This is a genomic window from Stenotrophomonas sp. YJH_SMC_131 (assembly GCF_059367975.1).
This window is the reverse complement of sequence record NZ_JCAFRJ010000006.1, coordinates 304,611-320,891: the sequence shown is the minus strand read 5'-3', so window position 1 is coordinate 320,891 and position 16,281 is coordinate 304,611. Positions and strand designations below refer to the sequence as shown.

20 protein-coding genes, 1 tRNA gene and 1 riboswitch are annotated in these 16,281 nt (G+C 66.5%); of the genes, 7 read left to right on the top strand and 14 right to left on the bottom strand.

Translation table 11 applies throughout. From position 1 onward, the window contains the following. Positions 1-28: 28 nt before the first annotated feature. The 4 genes from AC5P56_RS14910 to AC5P56_RS14895 all read right to left on the bottom strand — a co-directional run bounded on the left by AC5P56_RS14910 (position 29) and on the right by AC5P56_RS14895 (position 3,221). Positions 29-526 (bottom strand): pyridoxamine 5'-phosphate oxidase family protein, encoded by a 498-nt coding sequence (locus AC5P56_RS14910; protein WP_288494397.1) that lies wholly within the window; start codon positions 524-526, stop codon positions 29-31. A 67-nt stretch (positions 527-593) separates the two neighbouring features. Continuing rightward, a complete protein-coding gene (locus AC5P56_RS14905; RefSeq protein WP_053463437.1) occupies positions 594-1,589 on the bottom strand; it encodes an LLM class flavin-dependent oxidoreductase in 996 nt (331 codons plus the stop codon). Positions 1,590-1,779: 190 nt separating this feature from the next. Beyond that, on the bottom strand, positions 1,780-2,547 hold the full coding sequence (locus tag AC5P56_RS14900) for a sulfurtransferase (RefSeq protein ID WP_134808711.1): 768 nt from the start codon (positions 2,545-2,547) through the stop codon (positions 1,780-1,782). 308 nt (positions 2,548-2,855) lie between these two features. After that, the gene (locus AC5P56_RS14895) at positions 2,856-3,221 is read right to left on the bottom strand and encodes a DUF6164 family protein (protein ID WP_032959288.1); all 366 of its coding nucleotides are present in this window, start codon (positions 3,219-3,221) and stop codon (positions 2,856-2,858) included. Between the two features lie 70 nt (positions 3,222-3,291). Here AC5P56_RS14895 and AC5P56_RS14890 point away from each other — a divergent pair, with 70 nt between their 5' ends. Beyond that, positions 3,292-3,726, top strand: a complete 435-nt coding sequence (locus AC5P56_RS14890; protein WP_241886669.1) for an FKBP-type peptidyl-prolyl cis-trans isomerase — start codon at positions 3,292-3,294, stop codon at positions 3,724-3,726. Beyond that, on the top strand, positions 3,713-4,960 hold the full coding sequence (locus AC5P56_RS14885) for a TIGR03862 family flavoprotein (protein WP_241886668.1): 1,248 nt from the start codon (positions 3,713-3,715) through the stop codon (positions 4,958-4,960). The genes AC5P56_RS14890 and AC5P56_RS14885 overlap by 14 nt, the downstream gene beginning before the upstream one ends. Before the next feature lie 91 nt (positions 4,961-5,051). On the opposite strand, the gene AC5P56_RS14880 is transcribed toward AC5P56_RS14885, so the two are convergent. The 4 genes from AC5P56_RS14880 to AC5P56_RS14865 all read right to left on the bottom strand — a co-directional run bounded on the left by AC5P56_RS14880 (position 5,052) and on the right by AC5P56_RS14865 (position 9,152). Then, the gene (locus AC5P56_RS14880) at positions 5,052-5,513 is read right to left on the bottom strand and encodes a GNAT family N-acetyltransferase (protein WP_032959291.1); all 462 of its coding nucleotides are present in this window, start codon (positions 5,511-5,513) and stop codon (positions 5,052-5,054) included. A 105-nt stretch (positions 5,514-5,618) separates the two neighbouring features. Then, the gene (locus AC5P56_RS14875; RefSeq protein WP_134808709.1) at positions 5,619-7,241 is read right to left on the bottom strand and encodes an FMN-binding glutamate synthase family protein; all 1,623 of its coding nucleotides are present in this window, start codon (positions 7,239-7,241) and stop codon (positions 5,619-5,621) included. A gap of 55 nt (positions 7,242-7,296) precedes the next feature. After that, positions 7,297-8,583, bottom strand: coding sequence for a nucleotide sugar dehydrogenase (locus AC5P56_RS14870; protein WP_134808708.1), 1,287 nt, complete (start codon positions 8,581-8,583; stop codon positions 7,297-7,299). 134 nt (positions 8,584-8,717) lie between these two features. Beyond that, complete coding sequence (locus AC5P56_RS14865; RefSeq protein WP_014646679.1) at positions 8,718-9,152, bottom strand: BLUF domain-containing protein; 435 nt, start codon at positions 9,150-9,152, stop codon at positions 8,718-8,720. A 131-nt stretch (positions 9,153-9,283) separates the two neighbouring features. On the opposite strand from AC5P56_RS14865, the gene AC5P56_RS14860 reads away from it, so the two are divergent. Then, positions 9,284-9,370: transfer RNA gene (locus AC5P56_RS14860), tRNA-Leu, on the top strand. Between the two features lie 21 nt (positions 9,371-9,391). Here AC5P56_RS14860 and hemN read toward each other — a convergent pair. Next, the gene (hemN, locus tag AC5P56_RS14855) at positions 9,392-10,801 is read right to left on the bottom strand and encodes an oxygen-independent coproporphyrinogen III oxidase (protein WP_041864131.1); all 1,410 of its coding nucleotides are present in this window, start codon (positions 10,799-10,801) and stop codon (positions 9,392-9,394) included. Between the two features lie 44 nt (positions 10,802-10,845). Beyond that, positions 10,846-11,286 carry a group III truncated hemoglobin gene (locus AC5P56_RS14850; protein ID WP_134808707.1) on the bottom strand — a complete coding sequence of 147 codons (441 nt, stop codon included), beginning with the start codon at positions 11,284-11,286 and terminating at the stop codon, positions 10,846-10,848. 179 nt (positions 11,287-11,465) lie between these two features. Between AC5P56_RS14850 and AC5P56_RS14845 the strand changes: the two genes are divergently transcribed. Both AC5P56_RS14845 and AC5P56_RS14840 read left to right on the top strand, forming a co-directional pair. After that, the gene (locus tag AC5P56_RS14845; protein ID WP_134808706.1) at positions 11,466-11,753 is read left to right on the top strand and encodes a hypothetical protein; all 288 of its coding nucleotides are present in this window, start codon (positions 11,466-11,468) and stop codon (positions 11,751-11,753) included. Continuing rightward, positions 11,750-12,805: a 4Fe-4S dicluster domain-containing protein gene (locus tag AC5P56_RS14840; protein ID WP_241886667.1), complete on the top strand. Its 1,056-nt coding sequence runs from the start codon at positions 11,750-11,752 to the stop codon at positions 12,803-12,805. The genes AC5P56_RS14845 and AC5P56_RS14840 overlap by 4 nt, the downstream gene beginning before the upstream one ends. A 9-nt stretch (positions 12,806-12,814) precedes the next feature. On the opposite strand, the gene AC5P56_RS14835 is transcribed toward AC5P56_RS14840, so the two are convergent. Together AC5P56_RS14835 and AC5P56_RS14830 are read right to left on the bottom strand one after the other, a co-directional pair. After that, positions 12,815-13,051 carry a hypothetical protein gene (locus AC5P56_RS14835; protein WP_005416001.1) on the bottom strand — a complete coding sequence of 79 codons (237 nt, stop codon included), beginning with the start codon at positions 13,049-13,051 and terminating at the stop codon, positions 12,815-12,817. 359 nt (positions 13,052-13,410) lie between these two features. After that, positions 13,411-13,614 carry a helix-turn-helix domain-containing protein gene (locus tag AC5P56_RS14830; RefSeq protein ID WP_014646673.1) on the bottom strand — a complete coding sequence of 68 codons (204 nt, stop codon included), beginning with the start codon at positions 13,612-13,614 and terminating at the stop codon, positions 13,411-13,413. Between the two features lie 111 nt (positions 13,615-13,725). Here AC5P56_RS14830 and AC5P56_RS14825 point away from each other — a divergent pair, with 111 nt between their 5' ends. Both AC5P56_RS14825 and crcB read left to right on the top strand, forming a co-directional pair. After that, the gene (locus AC5P56_RS14825) at positions 13,726-14,127 is read left to right on the top strand and encodes a helix-turn-helix domain-containing protein (RefSeq protein WP_005415999.1); all 402 of its coding nucleotides are present in this window, start codon (positions 13,726-13,728) and stop codon (positions 14,125-14,127) included. Positions 14,128-14,149: 22 nt separating this feature from the next. Then, positions 14,150-14,213: riboswitch (Fluoride riboswitch) on the top strand. Positions 14,214-14,294: 81 nt separating this feature from the next. After that, positions 14,295-14,687, top strand: coding sequence for a fluoride efflux transporter CrcB (crcB, locus tag AC5P56_RS14820; RefSeq protein ID WP_014646672.1), 393 nt, complete (start codon positions 14,295-14,297; stop codon positions 14,685-14,687). 3 nt (positions 14,688-14,690) lie between these two features. On the opposite strand, the gene AC5P56_RS14815 is transcribed toward crcB, so the two are convergent. Together AC5P56_RS14815 and AC5P56_RS14810 are read right to left on the bottom strand one after the other, a co-directional pair. After that, positions 14,691-15,524 carry an AraC family transcriptional regulator gene (locus AC5P56_RS14815; protein WP_014646671.1) on the bottom strand — a complete coding sequence of 278 codons (834 nt, stop codon included), beginning with the start codon at positions 15,522-15,524 and terminating at the stop codon, positions 14,691-14,693. A 141-nt stretch (positions 15,525-15,665) separates the two neighbouring features. After that, the gene (locus AC5P56_RS14810; RefSeq protein ID WP_049442329.1) at positions 15,666-16,184 is read right to left on the bottom strand and encodes a P-loop nucleotide/nucleoside kinase family protein; all 519 of its coding nucleotides are present in this window, start codon (positions 16,182-16,184) and stop codon (positions 15,666-15,668) included. Positions 16,185-16,281: the final 97 nt, after the last annotated feature.

Below are 16,281 nucleotides of genomic sequence, written 5' to 3'. Positions count from 1 at the left end.
CGGCACTACCAATACCGGATATCGATCCTCACCGAAGATCGATGAAGCCATTGTCGGCCAACTGCGCCGGCTCGTCCTGCACCGCCGACAGCACGAAATTCAACGCCTTGCCCAGCAGCGTGCCCGGACCATCCCAATACTCGGCCGAGTCGGCCCGCACGTGGATCAGGCGCAGGTTCGGGTCGTCCTTGCCGCCCGGGAAAAACAGTTTCATCACCGGCGACCACAGTTCCTCGATCTTCGCGCGGTCATCAACGATGCGCGCGCGCCCTGCCACCGATACGTAGGTGTTCTTCGACGGCGAGGCATAGGCCACGTTGACGTGCGGATCAAGCGCGATCTCGGCAACCTTCGGGCTGTCGGCGGTGATGACGAACCACAGGTCACCGTCGAAGGTGACCTGCTGGGTGGCCAGCGGCCGGCTGTAGAGTCGTCCGTCGACGCCGGTGGTGGTGAACATCGCCACCTCCACGTCCTTGATCAGTTCGGCCAGCTGGGCGATGTGTTCGGCGCGGGTATCCGCCATGGGAGGCTCCAATGGGTAGAGCCCCCATCAGACCCGTCGCGGCTGCAACGGGCCGTGACGCCATTGTTCAGCCCGCGTGGCGGGCGTGCCAGGCCTGCATCGCCAGTTCGAACGAACGCAGGCGCGCGCGGTGGTCATACAGGTTGGCGGTGAGCATCAGCTCGTCCGGCGAGTGACGCTCAACGAACGCGGCGATGCCATCGGCCACCTGCTGCGGATCGCCGAGCACGGTGCAGGCCAGGGCCCGCTCTACGCCGAGTTTTTCGTGCGGCTCCCAGAAGGCTTCGATGTCGTCGATCGGCGCCGGAATCTTGCCCGGCCGGCCGCGGCGCAGGTTGACGAAACTCTGCTGCTGGCTGGTGAACAGGCGGCGCGATTCGGCCTCGCTGTCACTGGCGACGACATTCAGGGCCAGCATCGCGTGCGGCTGCTTCAACGTGGCCGAGGGGCGGAACTCGCGGCGGTACACCGCCAGCGCCTCGTCCATGGCATCGGGCGCAAAGTGCGAGGCAAACGCATAGGGCAGGCCCATCGCGGCGGCCATGCGCGCGCCGAACAGGCTGGACCCCAGGATCCAGGTCGGCACCCGCAGGCCACCGCCCGGAACCGCCTGCACCGCCTGCCCGGGCTGTACCGGCTCGAAGTAGTGCAGCAGTTCGCGCACGTCCTGCGGGAACTGGTCGGCGCTGTCGAAGTAGCGGCGCAGTGCACGCGCGGTGGGCTGATCGGTGCCCGGCGCACGGCCGAGGCCGAGATCGATGCGGTCCGGATACAGCGAAGCCAGCGTGCCGAACTGCTCGGCCACCTGCAGCGGCGCATGGTTGGGCAGCATGATGCCGCCGGCACCGACGCGGATACGCCGGGTGCCGCCCGCGACGTGGCCGATCAGCACGGCCGTGGCCGCGCTGGCGATGCCGGGCATGTTGTGGTGTTCGGCCAGCCAGTAACGGCGGTAGCCCAGCGCATCGGCGTGCTGGGCCAGTTCCAGCATGTTGGCGAAGGCGGCGGTGGTGTCACTGCCCTCGCAGACCGGGGCCAGGTCAAGGATCGACAACGGGATCATCAGCGGTTTTCCGTCTCAGGATCTCCCCTGCATGGGGTCGGCCAGGCGCAGCGGCCAGTGACGGTGGCGGGATGCTGATTCCCGCGGAGCCGGTTCAGGGCCTGCCGGACCGTGTACAGCCGAGCCCATGCTCGGCTGCTGTTGATCAACAAAAGGCAGCCGAGCATGGGCTCGGCTCTACAGAAGCGTGTCAGAACGCGCTGGGGCGCGGCTCCGGCAGCGGCTGGTCGACCATCGGCTTCAGTTCGGCATCCAGCGCCACGCGCTCGTCGAACACGAAACAGCGGCCTTCATAACCTTCGCCGCCGACCTCCTCGAAGTAGCCGAGGATGCCGCCATCGAGCTGCAGCACGTTGTCCATGCCATCGTTGGCCATCCACAGTGCGGCCTTCTCGCAGCGGATGCCGCCGGTGCAGAAACTGACCACGGTGCTGTCCTTCAGCGCCTCGCGATGCGGCGCCAGCGCCTCGGGCAGGTCGGTGAACTTGTGGATGGGCAGTACCAGCGCATCCTTGAACGTGCCGTACTCCACTTCCTGCAGGTTGCGGGTATCGAGCATCACCACCGGCTTGCCGGCGTCATCGTGGCCCTGCCGCAGCCAGCGCTGCACGGTGGCCGGATCGACCGCCGGTGCACGCGGATAGTCCAGCGGCTGGCCGTCATCGCGGCGGAAGCTGATGATCTCGTCCTTCACCTTGGCCTTCAGCCGCGCGAACGGCTGGTGCTCGCTCAGGCTGGTCTTGACCCGCATCCCGGCGAAACGCGCATCGGCATGCAGCGCGGCGTAGAAATCCTCGACCGCCTCCGGCGCGCCGGCCAGGAACAGGTTCAGTCCCTCGCCCGCCACCAGGATCGTGCCCCGCAACCCGGCCGCCTGGGCACGCGACAGCAGCTGGTCGCACAGGGCCTGGGGGGCGTCGATGACGGCGAAATGGTAGGCAGCGGTGTTGGCGATCATCCTGCCATTTTAGCGCCTCCAGCCCGCACAGACAGATTCAGGGGGGGCAGAGCCCTCTGCGCAGCAGAGGGATCCGACCCCAAGCCCGGCAGACACCCGGAATCTGTCAGAGGCGGGGCGGTGTGGGCAGGCGGGACCGTTGGCGCCATGGATGGCGCCATCGAGCCCCCAAGGATGGGTTTACGGCGTGTCCCGCCTGCCGACACCGCCCTGCCCGCCACGGATTGCCTGCCGTTGCTGTTGCTGTTGCTGTTGCCGGCCAGCGGCCGGCATTACCGCGGGTGCCGGGTGCAACCCGGCCGCGCCCCCTACCCCCGCAACAGCATGAACGGCAGCAGCACCAGCGCCGCCGCAGCGGCCATGCCCAGCAGCACCAGCACCACGAACACCGGCCGCCGCCGGAACAGGCTGCCAAAGGTCTCCGCCGTGCCATCCCGCAACGCCTGCTCACGCTCGGCCCGCACGCGCACACCGCGCGCCGCCTGGTACCCGGCCATCAGCGCCTTCGCGCGCGGATGATCGGCGTCCTCGCGCAGCCACAGGCCACCGTTGGAAATGCCCCAAGGGCTGGGTTCGGTGCGGTACCAGGCGATGCCGTGCTGGTCGAGCAGCGTGCAGACATCGGCATATTCGTCGTCGCCGACATTGCGCAGATTGAGCAGGAGTTTTGCCATGCCGCCATGATACCCGGCGCCGATGCGCTACCCTTGCCGCCCTCGCCCTGCGCCCTTCTGGAGACGCCCGATGCGCCGCCTGCTGCTTCCCCTGCTGCTGTCCCTCGCCGCCGCTGGCTGCTCGAGCGAGCCCTCCGGTCCGCCGCCGGGCGGCACCCTGACCACCTTCGAGCGCATCGATACCGTCGCTGGCACCGGCACCAAAGCCGTTCCCGGCAGCAAGGTCACCGTGCACTACACCGGCTGGATCTACGACAACCGCACCGAAACCAAGCACGGCAAGACCTTCGACAGCTCCTTCAAGCACGGCCAGCCGTTCACCTTCGCGCTCGGCGCCGGCCAGGTCATCCGCGGCTGGGATGAGGGCGTGGCCGGCATGAAGGTCGGCGGCAAGCGCACGCTGATGATCCCGCCGGATTACGGCTACGGCGACCGCCGGGTCGGCCCGATTCCGGCCGGTTCGTCGCTGGTGTTCGATGTCGAGCTGCTCGATGTCAAGCCGTAATACCGCATTGCCCCATCGGGTCGCCGTCATCGGCGGTGGCCCGGCCGGCCTGTTCGCCGCCGAGCGCCTGCGCGCCGCGGGGCTGGACGTGGACCTGTACGAGGCCAAGGGCTCACCCGGCCGCAAGTTCCTGATCGCCGGCAAGGGCGGTCTCAACCTCACCCATTCCGATCCGCGGCCGCTGTTCGACAGCCGCTACCGCGAGCAGTCCACGACCGTGGGCCGCTGGCTGGATGGCTTCGATGCGCAGGCATTGCGCGACTGGGCTGCCGGCTTTGGCGTGGAGACCTATGTGGGCAGCTCCGGCCGCGTGTTTCCGGTCGACCGCAAGGCTGCGCCGCTGCTGCGCGGCTGGGTGCGCCGACTGAAGGAACAGGGCGTGCGCCTGCATGCCAACCACCGCTGGATCGGCTGGGGCAACGACGGCGCGCTGCGCTTCGCCACCGAAGCCGGCGAGATCGATGTCCACGCCGATGCCAGCGTGTTGGCGATGGGTGGCGGCAGCTGGCCGCAGCTGGGCAGTGATGGCGCCTGGGTCGCCCCCTTGCAGGCACGAGGCGTGGACATTGCGCCGCTGCAATCGGCCAACTGCGGCTTCGACATCGACTGGACGCCGTTCTTCGCCCAGCGCAATGCAGGCGCACCGTTGAAGCCGGTGGTCGCGCACTGGCTCGACCTGGCCGGACAACCGCAGTCGCTGCAGGGCGAATGCGTAGCCAGCGAGTACGGCATCGAAGGCAGCCTGATCTACGCGCTGGCCGCAGACCTGCGCGAGACCATCAACCGTGATGGCCATGCCATGCTGTGGCTGGACCTGGTGCCGGGACGCGATGAAGCACGCCTGCTGGCCGATCTTTCGCGGCCGCGCAAGGGTCGCAGTTTTGGTGAGCATCTGCGCCGCCAGGCCGGCCTGGATGCGGTGAAGGCCACCCTGGTGTTCGAGATCCTTGGCAAGGATGCGGGCCACGACCTGCCTGCCGTGGCTACCACGCTCAAGCGCCTGCCGTTGCGCCTTCTGCGTCCACGGCCGATGGCCGAGGTGATCAGCACTGCCGGCGGCGTGCGCCTGGATGCGCTGGATGATGGCCTGATGCTGCGGGCAGCACCCGGCGTATTCTGTGCCGGCGAGATGCTGGACTGGGAGGCCCCCACGGGGGGCTACCTGCTGACGGCGTGCTATGCCAGTGGCCTGCGCGCCGCCGAGGGCGTGATCGGGTGGCTGGCTGGGCGGTGACGCCCGCATTGTGGAGTCGAGCCATGCTCGACGGCCTTTGATTCAGGCGATGAAGCAGTCGAGCATGGCTCGACTCTGCAATCCCCGGCGCTCACCACGGCCTGCGCATGCTCACCGAAGCCAGCGCCACGCCGCTGGGATGCGGGTAGGCTTCCTCCCGCACGGCAATGAATCCCTGCCGTTGGTAGAACGGCACCGCATTGAGCGAGGCTGACAGCACCACCTCGCGCTCACGATCGGCCATCGCCAGCAGACGCTGCATCAGCGCCTGGCCGATGCCCGTGCCGCCACGATCCGGATCGACGAACAGCGCATCGACTTCATTGGCGTCGGTATCAAACACGCCGAACCCGAGCAGGACACCCTGCCCGTCCTCGGCCACCACGCAGCCTCCCTGCCCCAGCAGCCGTGCGTACTGCGACGGCGGCGGCGAAGCAGACCACGGATCGATCACCTCCGCCGGGTAGTGGCTGCTGCACGTCTCGCGAACGCAACGCGTGCGCAGTGCCCACAGCATGGCGACATCGTCGATGGTGCCGGTCCTGAACCGCATGACATCTCCCTGTAGAGCCGAGCCCATGCTCGGCTCGGCTGTTCTTCGTTCCAACATCGCGATGAGAGAAGCAGCCGAGCATGGGCTCGGCTCTACAGCAACACATTATCGCGACTTGCTGGCGCGCAGCGCCTGGATCTTCGGCGGCGGCTGGAACGAATCGCTGCGTGCATCGGCCCAGAATGCATGGAACACCGCATGATCCGGCACCTTGTGCAGCAGCTCGCCCGGTTCCAGGTAGCGGTACAGCGACGCCAGCGAGCGGATCTCGACAGGCGAAACACGACGCAGGATGTGCTCCGGCCCCAGTTCGGCCGGATCGTTCAGGCCGGCCGCACACAACAGCTCCTTCAGGGCGTGCAGCGTGTGCTCGTGGTAGCTGTACACGCGGGTGGCCTTGTCCGGTGCATCCAGGTGCTTCCAGCGCGCCGGGTCCTGGGTGGCGATGCCGGTCGGGCACTTGTCGGTATGGCAGCTCAACGACTGGATGCAGCCCAGCGCGAACATGAAGCCACGGCCGGCATTGCACCAGTCGGCACCCAGCGCGATGGTGCGCGCGATGTCGAAGGCGCTGGTGATCTTGCCCGCCGCGCCGATGCGGATCCGCTCGCGAAGGTCCAGGCCGACCAGCGTGTTGTGCACCAGCAGCAGTGCTTCGTGCATCGGCACGCCGACATGGTCGACGAACTCCGCCGGTGCTGCGCCAGTACCGCCTTCGGCACCGTCGACCACGATGAAGTCCGGCAGCAGGCCGGTTTCCTGCATCGCCTTGGCAATGCCGAACCACTCCCACGGGTGGCCGATGGCCAGCTTGAAACCGACCGGCTTGCCACCGGACAGTTCGCGCAGACGGGCGACGAACTGCAGCAGTTCGACCGGCGTCGAGAATGCCGAGTGACGCGACGGCGATACGCAGTCCACGCCCATCGGCACGCCACGGGTGACCGAGATCTCGGCGGTCACCTTTGGCGCCGGCAGCACGCCGCCATGACCGGGCTTGGCGCCCTGCGACAGCTTGATCTCGATCATCCTGACCTGATCATGGGTGGCGTTGGCGACGAAGCGCTCTTCACTGAAACCGCCCTTTTCGTCACGGCAACCGAAGTAGCCCGAGCCGATCTCCCACACCAGATCGCCGCCCATCTCGCGGTGGTATGGCGAAATCGAACCTTCACCGGTGTCGTGGTAGAAGCCACCACGTCGCGCGCCTTCGTTCAGTGCGCGGATCGCGTTGGCCGACAGCGAGCCAAAGCTCATCGCCGAAATATTGAACACGCTCGCCGAATACGGCTTTGTGCAATTGGCGCCGATCAGCACGCGGAAATCGTGCTTGGCGATGGCGGTCGGCGCCAGCGAGTGGTTGATCCACTCGTAATCCACCGCGTAGGTGCTGCGCAGGGTGCCGAACGGCACCGTGTCCATCTCGTTCTTGGCCCGCTGGTAGATCAGTGCACGCTGCTGGCGCGAGAACGGCACGTCCTCCAGGTCGCTCTGCACGAAGTACTGGCGGATTTCCGGACCGATCGATTCCAGGCCGTAGCGGAAGTGCGCCATCACCGGATAGTTGCGGCGCAGCGTGCTGCGCTTCTGCAGCAGGTCCCAGGTCCCCAGTGCCACCATCGCGGCGGTCAGGCCGACGCCCCAGTACCAGGCCGGCCAGATCGTGGCCAACCACAGGCAGATGGGGAACATCAGGATGGCGAGCAGGTAGACGATATACCGGTGCATGGCGTTCCTTGGTTGCAACTGCCTGCGAGTCTACCGTGCTGCCCGCCGCCCGGGTTTACAGGCGATCGTCAACCACGTTGCGTGGCCAGGCCGATTTGACGTCGTAGACCAGGCCGCCCGGCGCCAGCAGCGACCGGATACCGGCCTCGTCCATCGCCTTGAAGCGGGCATGGGCAACCGCCAGCACCACCGCGTCATAGGCCCCTGCCACGGGTTCGGCCAGCCACTGCACGCCCTCATCGGCCAATGCCGCCGGGCCGACCCAGGGATCACTGACCTCGACCTGAGCGCCGGCATCACGCAGGCGCTGCGCCAGCTCCAGCGCGCGGCTGTTGCGCAGGTCCGGGCAATCCTCCTTGAAGGTCACACCGAGCACCAGGATGCGCGACTGCACTGGTTCGCGGCCGCGTTCGGCCAGCATCGCCAGCACCCGCGACGCCACATGCTCACCGACGCGGTTGTTGACCTGCCGCGCGGTGTGGATCAGGTCCGGGTGGTAGCCCACGCTCTCGGACTTGTGCAGCAGGTAATACGGGTCCACGCCGATGCAATGGCCGCCGACCAGGCCCGGCCGGAATGGAAGGAAGTTCCACTTGCTGCCGGCGGCATCGAGCACATCCTGGGTATCGATGCCCAGCCTGTCGAAGATCAGCGCCAACTCATTGACCAGCGCGATGTTCACATCGCGCTGGATGTTCTCGACCACCTTGGCCGCCTCGGCCACGCGCATCGATGGCGCGGGGAACGTGCCGGCGGCAATGATGCGCTGGTACAGGCCATCGATCACCGCAGCCACTTCCGCTGTCGACCCCGAGGTGATCTTGCGGATGTCAGCCAGGCGCCGCTGGCGGTCACCGGGACTGACCCGCTCCGGGCTGTAGCCGCAGTAGAAGTCTTCGTTGAAGCGCAGGCCCGAGCCTTCTTCCAGCAGCGGCACGCAGACTTCTTCAGTGGTGCCGGGGTACACCGTGGATTCGTAGATCACCAGGTCACCCGCGCGCAGATGGCTGGCGATCAGCCGCGTCGCCGAACGCAACGGCTCCAGATCGGGCTGCTCATAGGCATCGATCGGCGTCGGCACGGTGACGATGTAGACGTTGCATGCATCAAGCAAGGCCGGATCGCTGCCGTACTGCAGCTGCCGAGCACTGGCCAGCTCGTCGGCCTCCACCTCCAGCGTATGGTCCTGGCCACCGCGCAGCTCGGCGATGCGATCGGCATCGATGTCGAAGCCCAGCGTCGGCCAGTGACGACCGAAGGCCACCGCCAACGGCAGGCCGACGTAGCCCAGGCCGATCACCGCAAAACGCGGGGTCTCCGCTGCCGCAAGGGACGCGCTCACTGGCATGTCCCGCGCAACGGCATGCATGCCGCCATGGATTCGGCCGACCTGCTCATTCGCTGCACCACTCCGTGTAATTCCACGCCAGAAAGGCGACAGCGTAACGGCCCAGGCGCCTGCCCGCCAAGACGGGATCAGGAGCCCAGTGCGACTGCGGCCGGTTCCAGTTCGCCATCGGCGCCGGTCCAGGCCTGCCGCAGGCGCTCGAAGCCACCGCTGCCAAGCAGGAAGCCCGGCCACGCCGATTCAACGATCTGTGCCAGCAGCTCCGCATCAATGCGCCGGGTTCCCATCGACCAGCGCGGAAACGCCCGCTGCGCCACCGGCGCGCGGCACAGCACCTTCAGCTGGCCGTGGCTGCGCGCATTGACGATGCGCTGGTACACCGAATCGATACCGTCCTCCGGGCCTTCCAGGTACTGCAGGAAACGGCTGCCATCGAACATCAGCACACCGGTGACACCGGCTACACGGTTGAATGCCGTGGCATCGGCCAGCAGGCGGTCAAGATCGGTTGTCTGCAGATCGGCGCGGGCCTCACTGGCATAGGCAATCGCGTGCAGCGACATCGTGCGGCTCCCCCCCTGGGAACGATGGTTGGGACTATGACATGAATGGGAGCGACAGTTAAACACGCTGCCGCTCCACGGCAATCCAGCTGCGATTCTGCAGCTGGGCTACAATCGGCGCCGCGCTGCAGGCCCGGATGGCGAAACTGGTAGACGCATCGGACTTAAAATCCGCCGGGGGCAACCCCATGCCGGTTCGATTCCGGCTCCGGGCACCAACCGCGCTGCGCGAGTACACCTTAGATTGCACGCGAGTAACGCGGCTGTTCATGCGCCGCGCGCAGGTAGGGGTCGAAACACATTGCCAGCAGCCGCAGCAGCGGCCGACCCGGCTCGCTGGCGCGCACTACACCGTCGCGGTATTCGGCCAGGCCGTCTTCCTGCAACCGCTGCACCGAACGCAGGTCCTCGGCGAAGTACTGCTCGAAATCGACGCCATGGCGCTGGCCCAGCACGGCACCGTCCACCTCGCCCTGGCACATCAGCTGCTGGATGAGTTCAGCGCGCAGCTGGTCGTCGGCGCTCAGTGCCACGCCGCGCCAGACCGGCAGCTGGCCCTGGTCCACCGCGTCCTCCCACGACGGCAGGTCACGCGGATTCTGGCTGTAGGTGGCACCGATATGACTGATCGCACTCACGCCCAGGCCGAGCAGGTCGGTATCGGCGTGGGTGGTATAGCCCATGAAGTTGCGATGCAGCTGGCCGGCACGCTGCGCGCGCGACAGGTCCTCTTCCGGCAGCGCGAAGTGATCCATGCCGATGTACTGGTAACCCGCAGCAGAAAGCTTCTCCACCGCCAGGCCCAGCAGCGCCAGCTTGTCTTCCGGTGAAGGCAACCGGCGCTCGTCGATCTGCTTCTGCGCGCGGAACAGGTGTGGCAGGTGTGCGTAGCCATACACCGCCAGGCGATCCGGTCGCAATGCCAGCACTCGTTCCAGGGTGCGGCCGAATCCCTGCAGGCTCTGTCCAGGCAGCCCATAGATCAGGTCGACGTTGACAGAGCGCATGCCGCTGTCGCGGCAGGCATGCAGGATGTCCAGCGTCTGCTGCACGCCCTGTATGCGGTTGATCGATTCCTGCACATGCGGATCGAAATCCTGCACGCCCAGGCTGGCCCGGTTGAAGCCCAGCCGCGCCAGCATGGCGACATCGCGGGTATCGATGAAGCGCGGATCGAGTTCGATCGAGAAATCGCGCTGCGGCGAATCGCTGAAATCGAAGCGCCGGCGCAGCCCCTCCACCAGCGTGGTCATCGCCTCGGCCTCGAGGAAGTTCGGCGTACCACCGCCCAGATGCAGCTGGATGACCTCACGGCCGTCCTCGAACTGCGGCGCCAGCAGGTCGGCCTCGGCCAGCACGCGCGCGACGTAGCTGTGGCCCCGACCGCGGTCGCGGGTGATCACCCGGTTGCAGCCGCAGTAGAAGCAGGGGCTGGAGCAGAACGGCACATGCACGTACAGCGACAGCGCGCGCGCCAGCTGGTTGCTGTCGGCGATCGCCTGGCGCAGCGCCGGCGCGTCGAAGCCATCGTGGAAGTGCGGCGCGGTCGGATACGAGGTGTAGCGCGGCCCCGGCCGGTCATGCCGGCGCAGCAGGTCGGGGTCGAAGGTCCAGGCCAGGCCACCGGCGGCGGGAGAGAACGTGTCCATGCCGCCAGCATCGCGCCGGACGGCCATGACCGCCTTGACCCAGATCAATCGCGGGTGGGGATTCCCAGCACCGGCAGGCCCACCTGCGGCCAGCGCAGCATCTGGTAGCGCTTCCAGAAGGTGTCACCGATGCGCGCGGCGACGTCGTTGGCCAGCTCCTGCATCGGCGGGTTGCCGCACTCGGCGGTGGTGATCCGGAACAGCACCAGCCAGCGATCGAACAAGTCCTTGTCCAGCTCGATGGCCATGTGCTTGGACATCGGCGAGCCCTTGAAGCGGCGCGTGCCGCGCAGCATCGCCGACCAGAAATCGACCAGCTGCGCCAGATGTTCCGGCCAGTCCTGGACATGCGCCTGGAACACCGGCCCCAACCGCTCTTCCTCGCGCACGCGCGCATAGAAGTCGTGGACCAGGCGGGTCACTTCCTGCTCGGTGCACAGCCCGGGCGAGGCGACGGGCAGGACAGGTGGCGGTATTGCGTTCATCGGGGTACCCAAAGCGTGCCGGCAGTGTGCCGCAGCCGGCCGGCACCGCCGTTGATCCAGATCAATGTCGGCGCAGTCCGCTGCACCTAGGCTGCCACGATTGCAGGAAGCATGCCCTGCGGATGCTGCGCCGGCCTCGGCGGAGTATACGCGCCGCCCTCATTCCGATCCGGGACAGCATGAACAGACCCTCTCCCAGCCGCCGCCAGCAGCTGATCCAGCACTGGGGCGCCATCCTCTGGCCCAGCTTCATCGCTGCCGGCCTGGCCAGCGTGGTGTTCTTCGCCTTCGTCGACCCGCTGCGGTTGCAGGCGATCAGCTTCCCGGGCAAGGCGATCAGCCGTGAACTGGGCTATACGGCAGGATTCTTCATGTTCTGGTCGGTGACCGCACTTTCCAGCGCAGTCACCTGGTACCTGCAGCGGCCCCTGCCGAGCGATGACGACGACGAGCTGCCGCTGGGATGAGTACGCCCTGTACCGGAACCGGAACCCCACGCCCCTGGCGTTGGCGCGGCGCGCTCAGCGCGCTCTTGCTGATTCTGTTCTATGCCCTGCCATGGCTGCGCTGGAATGGACACCAGGCCCTGCTGCTGGACATCAACGCACGGCGCTTCGACCTGTTCGGCTGGACGTTGTGGCCCGGCGATGTCGGCGTGCTGATCGGGTTGCTGGCGGTGCTGGCGGTGGGCCTTGCGCTGCTCACCCACCTCGCCGGCCGCATCTGGTGCGGTCATGCCTGCCCGCAGACGCTGTGGCGTCGTGCCTTCGACTGGATCGCGCACGGCATGGCCAAGGTCTTGCCAGTGCCAGCCGTGCGCCCGGCCACCCAGGTCGCCTGGGGGTTGCTGTCGCTGTGGACTGGCATCACCTTCGTCGGCCTGTTCAGCCCGATCGCCGGACTGCTGACCGCCGCTCCGCATGCCGGCTGGAGCGGCTGGGAAACATTCTGGGTGCTGTTCTATGCCGCCGCCACCTGGGGCAATGCCGGCTTCCTGCGCGAGCAGGTGTGCCGTTCGCTGTGCCCGTTCGCGCGCATGCAACCACTGCTGATCGATCCACATACACCACGCATGCTGTACGACGCGCGCCGCGGCGAACCGCGCGGCATGCGCCCTCCGGGCATGGGGGGCGTGCTCGGACGCGGACGCGGCCTGCTCGACCCGACCACCGCACAGGACTACGTGTTCCGCGCCGCACATCCGCTGCTGGCCGGACCGATGCCCACCTTCAGCGCCGATCGCCTGGGCGACTGCACCGACTGCGCCGCGTGTGTCAGCGCCTGCCCGATGCAGCTGGACATCCGCCAGGGACCGCAGGCCGATTGCCTGGCCTGCGGCGCCTGCCTGGACGCCTGCTCGCGGCAGCAGCACCAGGCCGGTTTCGGCCCGGGGCTGGTGCGCTACTGCAGCCCGCAGGCCATGGCCGGGCAACCGCGGCAATGGTGGCGACCGCGGACCCTGGCACTGCTGTCAATGCTGCTGGCGCTGTTGGCCTGTGGCGCCTGGCGCCTGCTTTGAATCAACGGGTCAACGCGGCCCGTTGGCGTGCGGCGGCACCAGCTGTGCACGTCGGACGATGCCGAGCTGTTCGATGATCAGCGCCATTTCATTGGTGACTTCGGTACGCTCGGTCCCTTGCGGGACCAGGCGGTCCAGCACCTGCTGGTAGGTATCCCAGAACGCCGGACCGCATCCGTGTTTGTGATAACTGGCTTCCAGTTCGCGGCGTACCCGTTCAGCCAAGCCATGCATGCCGTATTCCATACGACCTCCGTTGGACTTGTTCTGCATCGTTGACGGTCTACCGACTCACTTGCGAGCTACTGAAAGACTCCCGGGCTTCACGCCCGGTTGATGCCAATTAGTCATAGATTTCACGACAGGTCAATTACATGCAGCGACTTTCGTGATCGAAATTATTAATCGTTCACGAAACCACATACGGGATGACAGGCTTCCCGGATGGGCCGGAGCCGACAACCTACCCGATTCCTCCAGCCTCTGCCCTGGTAGGCCTCATCGATAGCCCGACCCCGTTCCATCGAAGTTTCCTATGTTGCTAAGCATACTTAGCAAATGGCACTTAGAGTGCTATATGCGACAAAAGGCGGCGCAGTTGAGGCTTATTCGCCCTGCGTGGCTTCAGTTGCCGGGAACAGGTTGGGATAGCGCTGATGCAGGATGTATTGGCGTAACGCAGGAATCGGGAAATCCTTGGGCCATTGCGACACTGCAGATCGGCTTATGCCAAAGAAGCGCGCCAGTTCGGCATCGGTGCGGAAACCCAGCCGGGTGCGCACCTGCCCCTTGCTCCAGAATTCGGTCACGGTCGGCCCTTCTGTTAACCAGACTTATTCTTGGAACAAGGGATCTTTGCGATCCACGCGTTAAGCTGGCTTGCATAGATGAATACTCTCGGCCAACGACTCGCCATTGCCATGAAGAAAGCCGGGCACCCTCGCCCGGCCGATCTGGCCCGCGCCGCCGATTCGACGACGGCAACCATCAGCAACTGGCTCAACGACCACGTCAGCCCCGCCCATGTGAAGGCCGAACAGCTGTTCCGCATCGCCGATGCGGCCAAGCTGGACGCGCGTGAACTGCTGTATGGCGTGAGCGGGCTTGGCGTCGGTGAGCGGGGCAATACCTATATCCCCAGCCAGGCCCACCTGGATGTCTGGCAGGACGCCTACGAACTGGTCAGCCATCTGGTGGAAGAGAAGGGCCTGGAGATCGACCACCGCCGCCACGCGGCCCTGGACCTGCTGGCCTTCGAACTGCTGATGGACGGCTTCAGCCGCAGCAAGGTCATCCGGGTGCTGACGACCTCGATGACGTGAATGCACTACCGCTGGTAGCATGGTCGCCGATGGGGATGGGGCTCCCCCGATAACCGCCTGAAAGGGCTGATGGCTCCTGCCAGGACGAACCGGCGTTCGTCGATGGCAGGCCGTGCCTGCCCTCGGCGTTCGCCATCGAATCAGCGAACCCGTACCCGAGGCACGTGATGCACGCATTGAACAACTACTTGCTGGTCTTCATCGGCGGCGGGCTCGGCGCCTGCCTTCGCCATGCCTGCAACCTGATCGGTACGCGGGTGGCAGTCGGCAGCCCGTGGCCATGGTCGACCTTCCTGATCAACATCAGCGGCGCGCTGCTGATGGGCGTGCTGGTCGAAGCCTTCGCCCTGCGCAATGGCGCCTCGCCGCAGCTGCGCCTGCTGCTGGCCACCGGCGTTCTCGGCGGCTACACCACGTTCTCCACCTATGCGCTGGAAATCGGCGTGCTGCTGCAGCGCGGCCAGCACGGCCTGGCAGCGTTGTACGCCGGCGGTTCGGTGGCACTGGGCCTGGTCGGCCTGTTCGGTGGCATGAAACTGGCCCGGCTGGTGCTGGGCTGAGACTCAGGCCGCGCCGGCGCGGGCCTGCCCGCGCCACTCGCGCGGCGACTGCCCGGTGTGCGCCTTGAATGCGCGCGACAGCGCGGCTTCGCTGCCGTACCCCACATCGTCGGCAATCCGCTTGAGCGGTCTGCCCTGGCGCAGTGCCTGCTGCGCCAGGCCCACCCGCCAGCCCTGCAGGTATTGACCGGGCGTGGTGCCCATCGCCTCACGGAAACTGGCAGCAAACACGCTGCGTGACATGCCGGCGACCTCGGCCAGGTCTTCCAGGGTCCAGGACTGTGCGGGCGCTTCATGCATCGCCACCAGCGCCAGCCGCAGCCGCGGATGCCCCAGCCCGGCAAACAGGCCACCACGCATTTCGCCCCCTTCCATCAGCTGCCGCAACACCTGGATCATCACCACCTCGAACAGCCGGTTGACCATCGCCGCACGCCCGCAGCGCTGCTCGAAGGCTTCCTCGAACAGCAGTTCCAGCGCTGCGTTGCCGCCGTACAGATCGGCCAGCGGCAGGCAGATGAAATCGGGCAATGCGGCGCTGATCGGGTTGAGCCGTCCACCCTCGAAATGCAGGTTGGCGCAGGCCATGTCGGCGCCGTGCTGCGGATCGGTACTGAACCGATGCGGCATCGGCCGCGGGTACAGCAGCAGGCTCGGCACCTCGACCTGCACGGTCTGCTGGCCGTGGCTGACCTGCAGCGGGCCACGTCGCACCAGGTGCAACTGCCCGGCTTCATCCTCGCCCTCCAGCGTGTTGATGCCGCACAGCGCGCCGGCATGGAACACCGAGGCGGTGACCGAAAAACGTTCCAGCAGAATGGCGAGACGGTCGACCATGACGGGACTCCGGGTCAAGCGAGACTAACGCAATGTGACAGATCGTATCGGAATCGGCGGTTGAGGGGGCGGCACTGGCTGAGTGATCCGTCTCGAATTCATGCAGCTGCGCCAGCATGACGACGGCCGCCTGGTGCTGCGCTACGCCGGGCCTGCCTCGGTATAGCGCATCACCACGAAGCGCTCTTCCGCGGCCGGTGCAACGAAGTGGCGGGTGATACGTTCGAACTCCTCGTCGCTGGCCTGGAACGGATGTTCGCCGAGAGCATTGCGCGCGCGCAGCCGCGCCTTGCAGACCTCATCGGCAATGTCGAGGAAATGCAGTTGATGTGCAGCGCCAACCGGCGAGAACACTTCACGTGCCCACGCGCGGCTGGCTGGCGTATTGAATGGAAAATCGAGCACCACCGAAACACCGGCCTGCAGCAATGTGCGCAGATGATCGGCCAGCACATTGCGCAACGTGGCTGCACGCTGCAGATAGTCGGCAATGGAATGGATTTCGCCCGGATACTGCGCCGCCAGCCACGTGTCTTCACCGATCAATACGTGGCGCGGCTTCAACGCCAGCTGCTGCGACAGGGTGGATTTGCCGGCACCGATCTTGCCGCACACCAGGTGCAGGGTCGGCGCAGCGTCGTTCGATGAAAGGTCGTGCATCTGCATTCTCCTTGGTGGATTCATTACCCGGGAGAGCGCTGCATGCAACCCGCCCTCCTGGGCAGGTTGCTTGGCCGAGATGACCGCGCGCTACCCC

Bases quoted from the DNA above. Each gene is read 5' to 3' on its own strand.
- AC5P56_RS14910 (WP_288494397.1), bottom strand. From the start codon at position 526: ATGGCGGATACCCGCGCCGAACACATCGCCCAGCTGGCCGAACTGATC.
- AC5P56_RS14865 (WP_014646679.1), bottom strand. From the start codon at position 9,152: ATGTCGCTGCACGCGATTGCCTATGCCAGTGAGGCCCGCGCCGATCTG.
- AC5P56_RS14890 (WP_241886669.1), top strand. From the start codon at position 3,292: ATGCGCCGCCTGCTGCTTCCCCTGCTGCTGTCCCTCGCCGCCGCTGGC.
- AC5P56_RS14850 (WP_134808707.1), bottom strand. From the start codon at position 11,286: ATGAACGCAATACCGCCACCTGTCCTGCCCGTCGCCTCGCCCGGGCTG.
- AC5P56_RS14900 (WP_134808711.1), bottom strand. From the start codon at position 2,547: ATGATCGCCAACACCGCTGCCTACCATTTCGCCGTCATCGACGCCCCC.
- AC5P56_RS14835 (WP_005416001.1), bottom strand. From the start codon at position 13,051: ATGGAATACGGCATGCATGGCTTGGCTGAACGGGTACGCCGCGAACTG.
- AC5P56_RS14905 (WP_053463437.1), bottom strand. From the start codon at position 1,589: ATGATCCCGTTGTCGATCCTTGACCTGGCCCCGGTCTGCGAGGGCAGT.
- AC5P56_RS14845 (WP_134808706.1), top strand. From the start codon at position 11,466: ATGAACAGACCCTCTCCCAGCCGCCGCCAGCAGCTGATCCAGCACTGG.
- AC5P56_RS14880 (WP_032959291.1), bottom strand. From the start codon at position 5,513: ATGCGGTTCAGGACCGGCACCATCGACGATGTCGCCATGCTGTGGGCA.
- AC5P56_RS14840 (WP_241886667.1), top strand. From the start codon at position 11,750: ATGAGTACGCCCTGTACCGGAACCGGAACCCCACGCCCCTGGCGTTGG.
- AC5P56_RS14810 (WP_049442329.1), bottom strand. From the start codon at position 16,184: ATGCACGACCTTTCATCGAACGACGCTGCGCCGACCCTGCACCTGGTG.
- AC5P56_RS14885 (WP_241886668.1), top strand. From the start codon at position 3,713: ATGTCAAGCCGTAATACCGCATTGCCCCATCGGGTCGCCGTCATCGGC.
- crcB (WP_014646672.1), top strand. From the start codon at position 14,295: ATGCACGCATTGAACAACTACTTGCTGGTCTTCATCGGCGGCGGGCTC.
- hemN (WP_041864131.1), bottom strand. From the start codon at position 10,801: ATGGACACGTTCTCTCCCGCCGCCGGTGGCCTGGCCTGGACCTTCGAC.
- AC5P56_RS14815 (WP_014646671.1), bottom strand. From the start codon at position 15,524: ATGGTCGACCGTCTCGCCATTCTGCTGGAACGTTTTTCGGTCACCGCC.
- AC5P56_RS14875 (WP_134808709.1), bottom strand. From the start codon at position 7,241: ATGCACCGGTATATCGTCTACCTGCTCGCCATCCTGATGTTCCCCATC.
- AC5P56_RS14895 (WP_032959288.1), bottom strand. From the start codon at position 3,221: ATGGCAAAACTCCTGCTCAATCTGCGCAATGTCGGCGACGACGAATAT.
- AC5P56_RS14825 (WP_005415999.1), top strand. From the start codon at position 13,726: ATGAAGAAAGCCGGGCACCCTCGCCCGGCCGATCTGGCCCGCGCCGCC.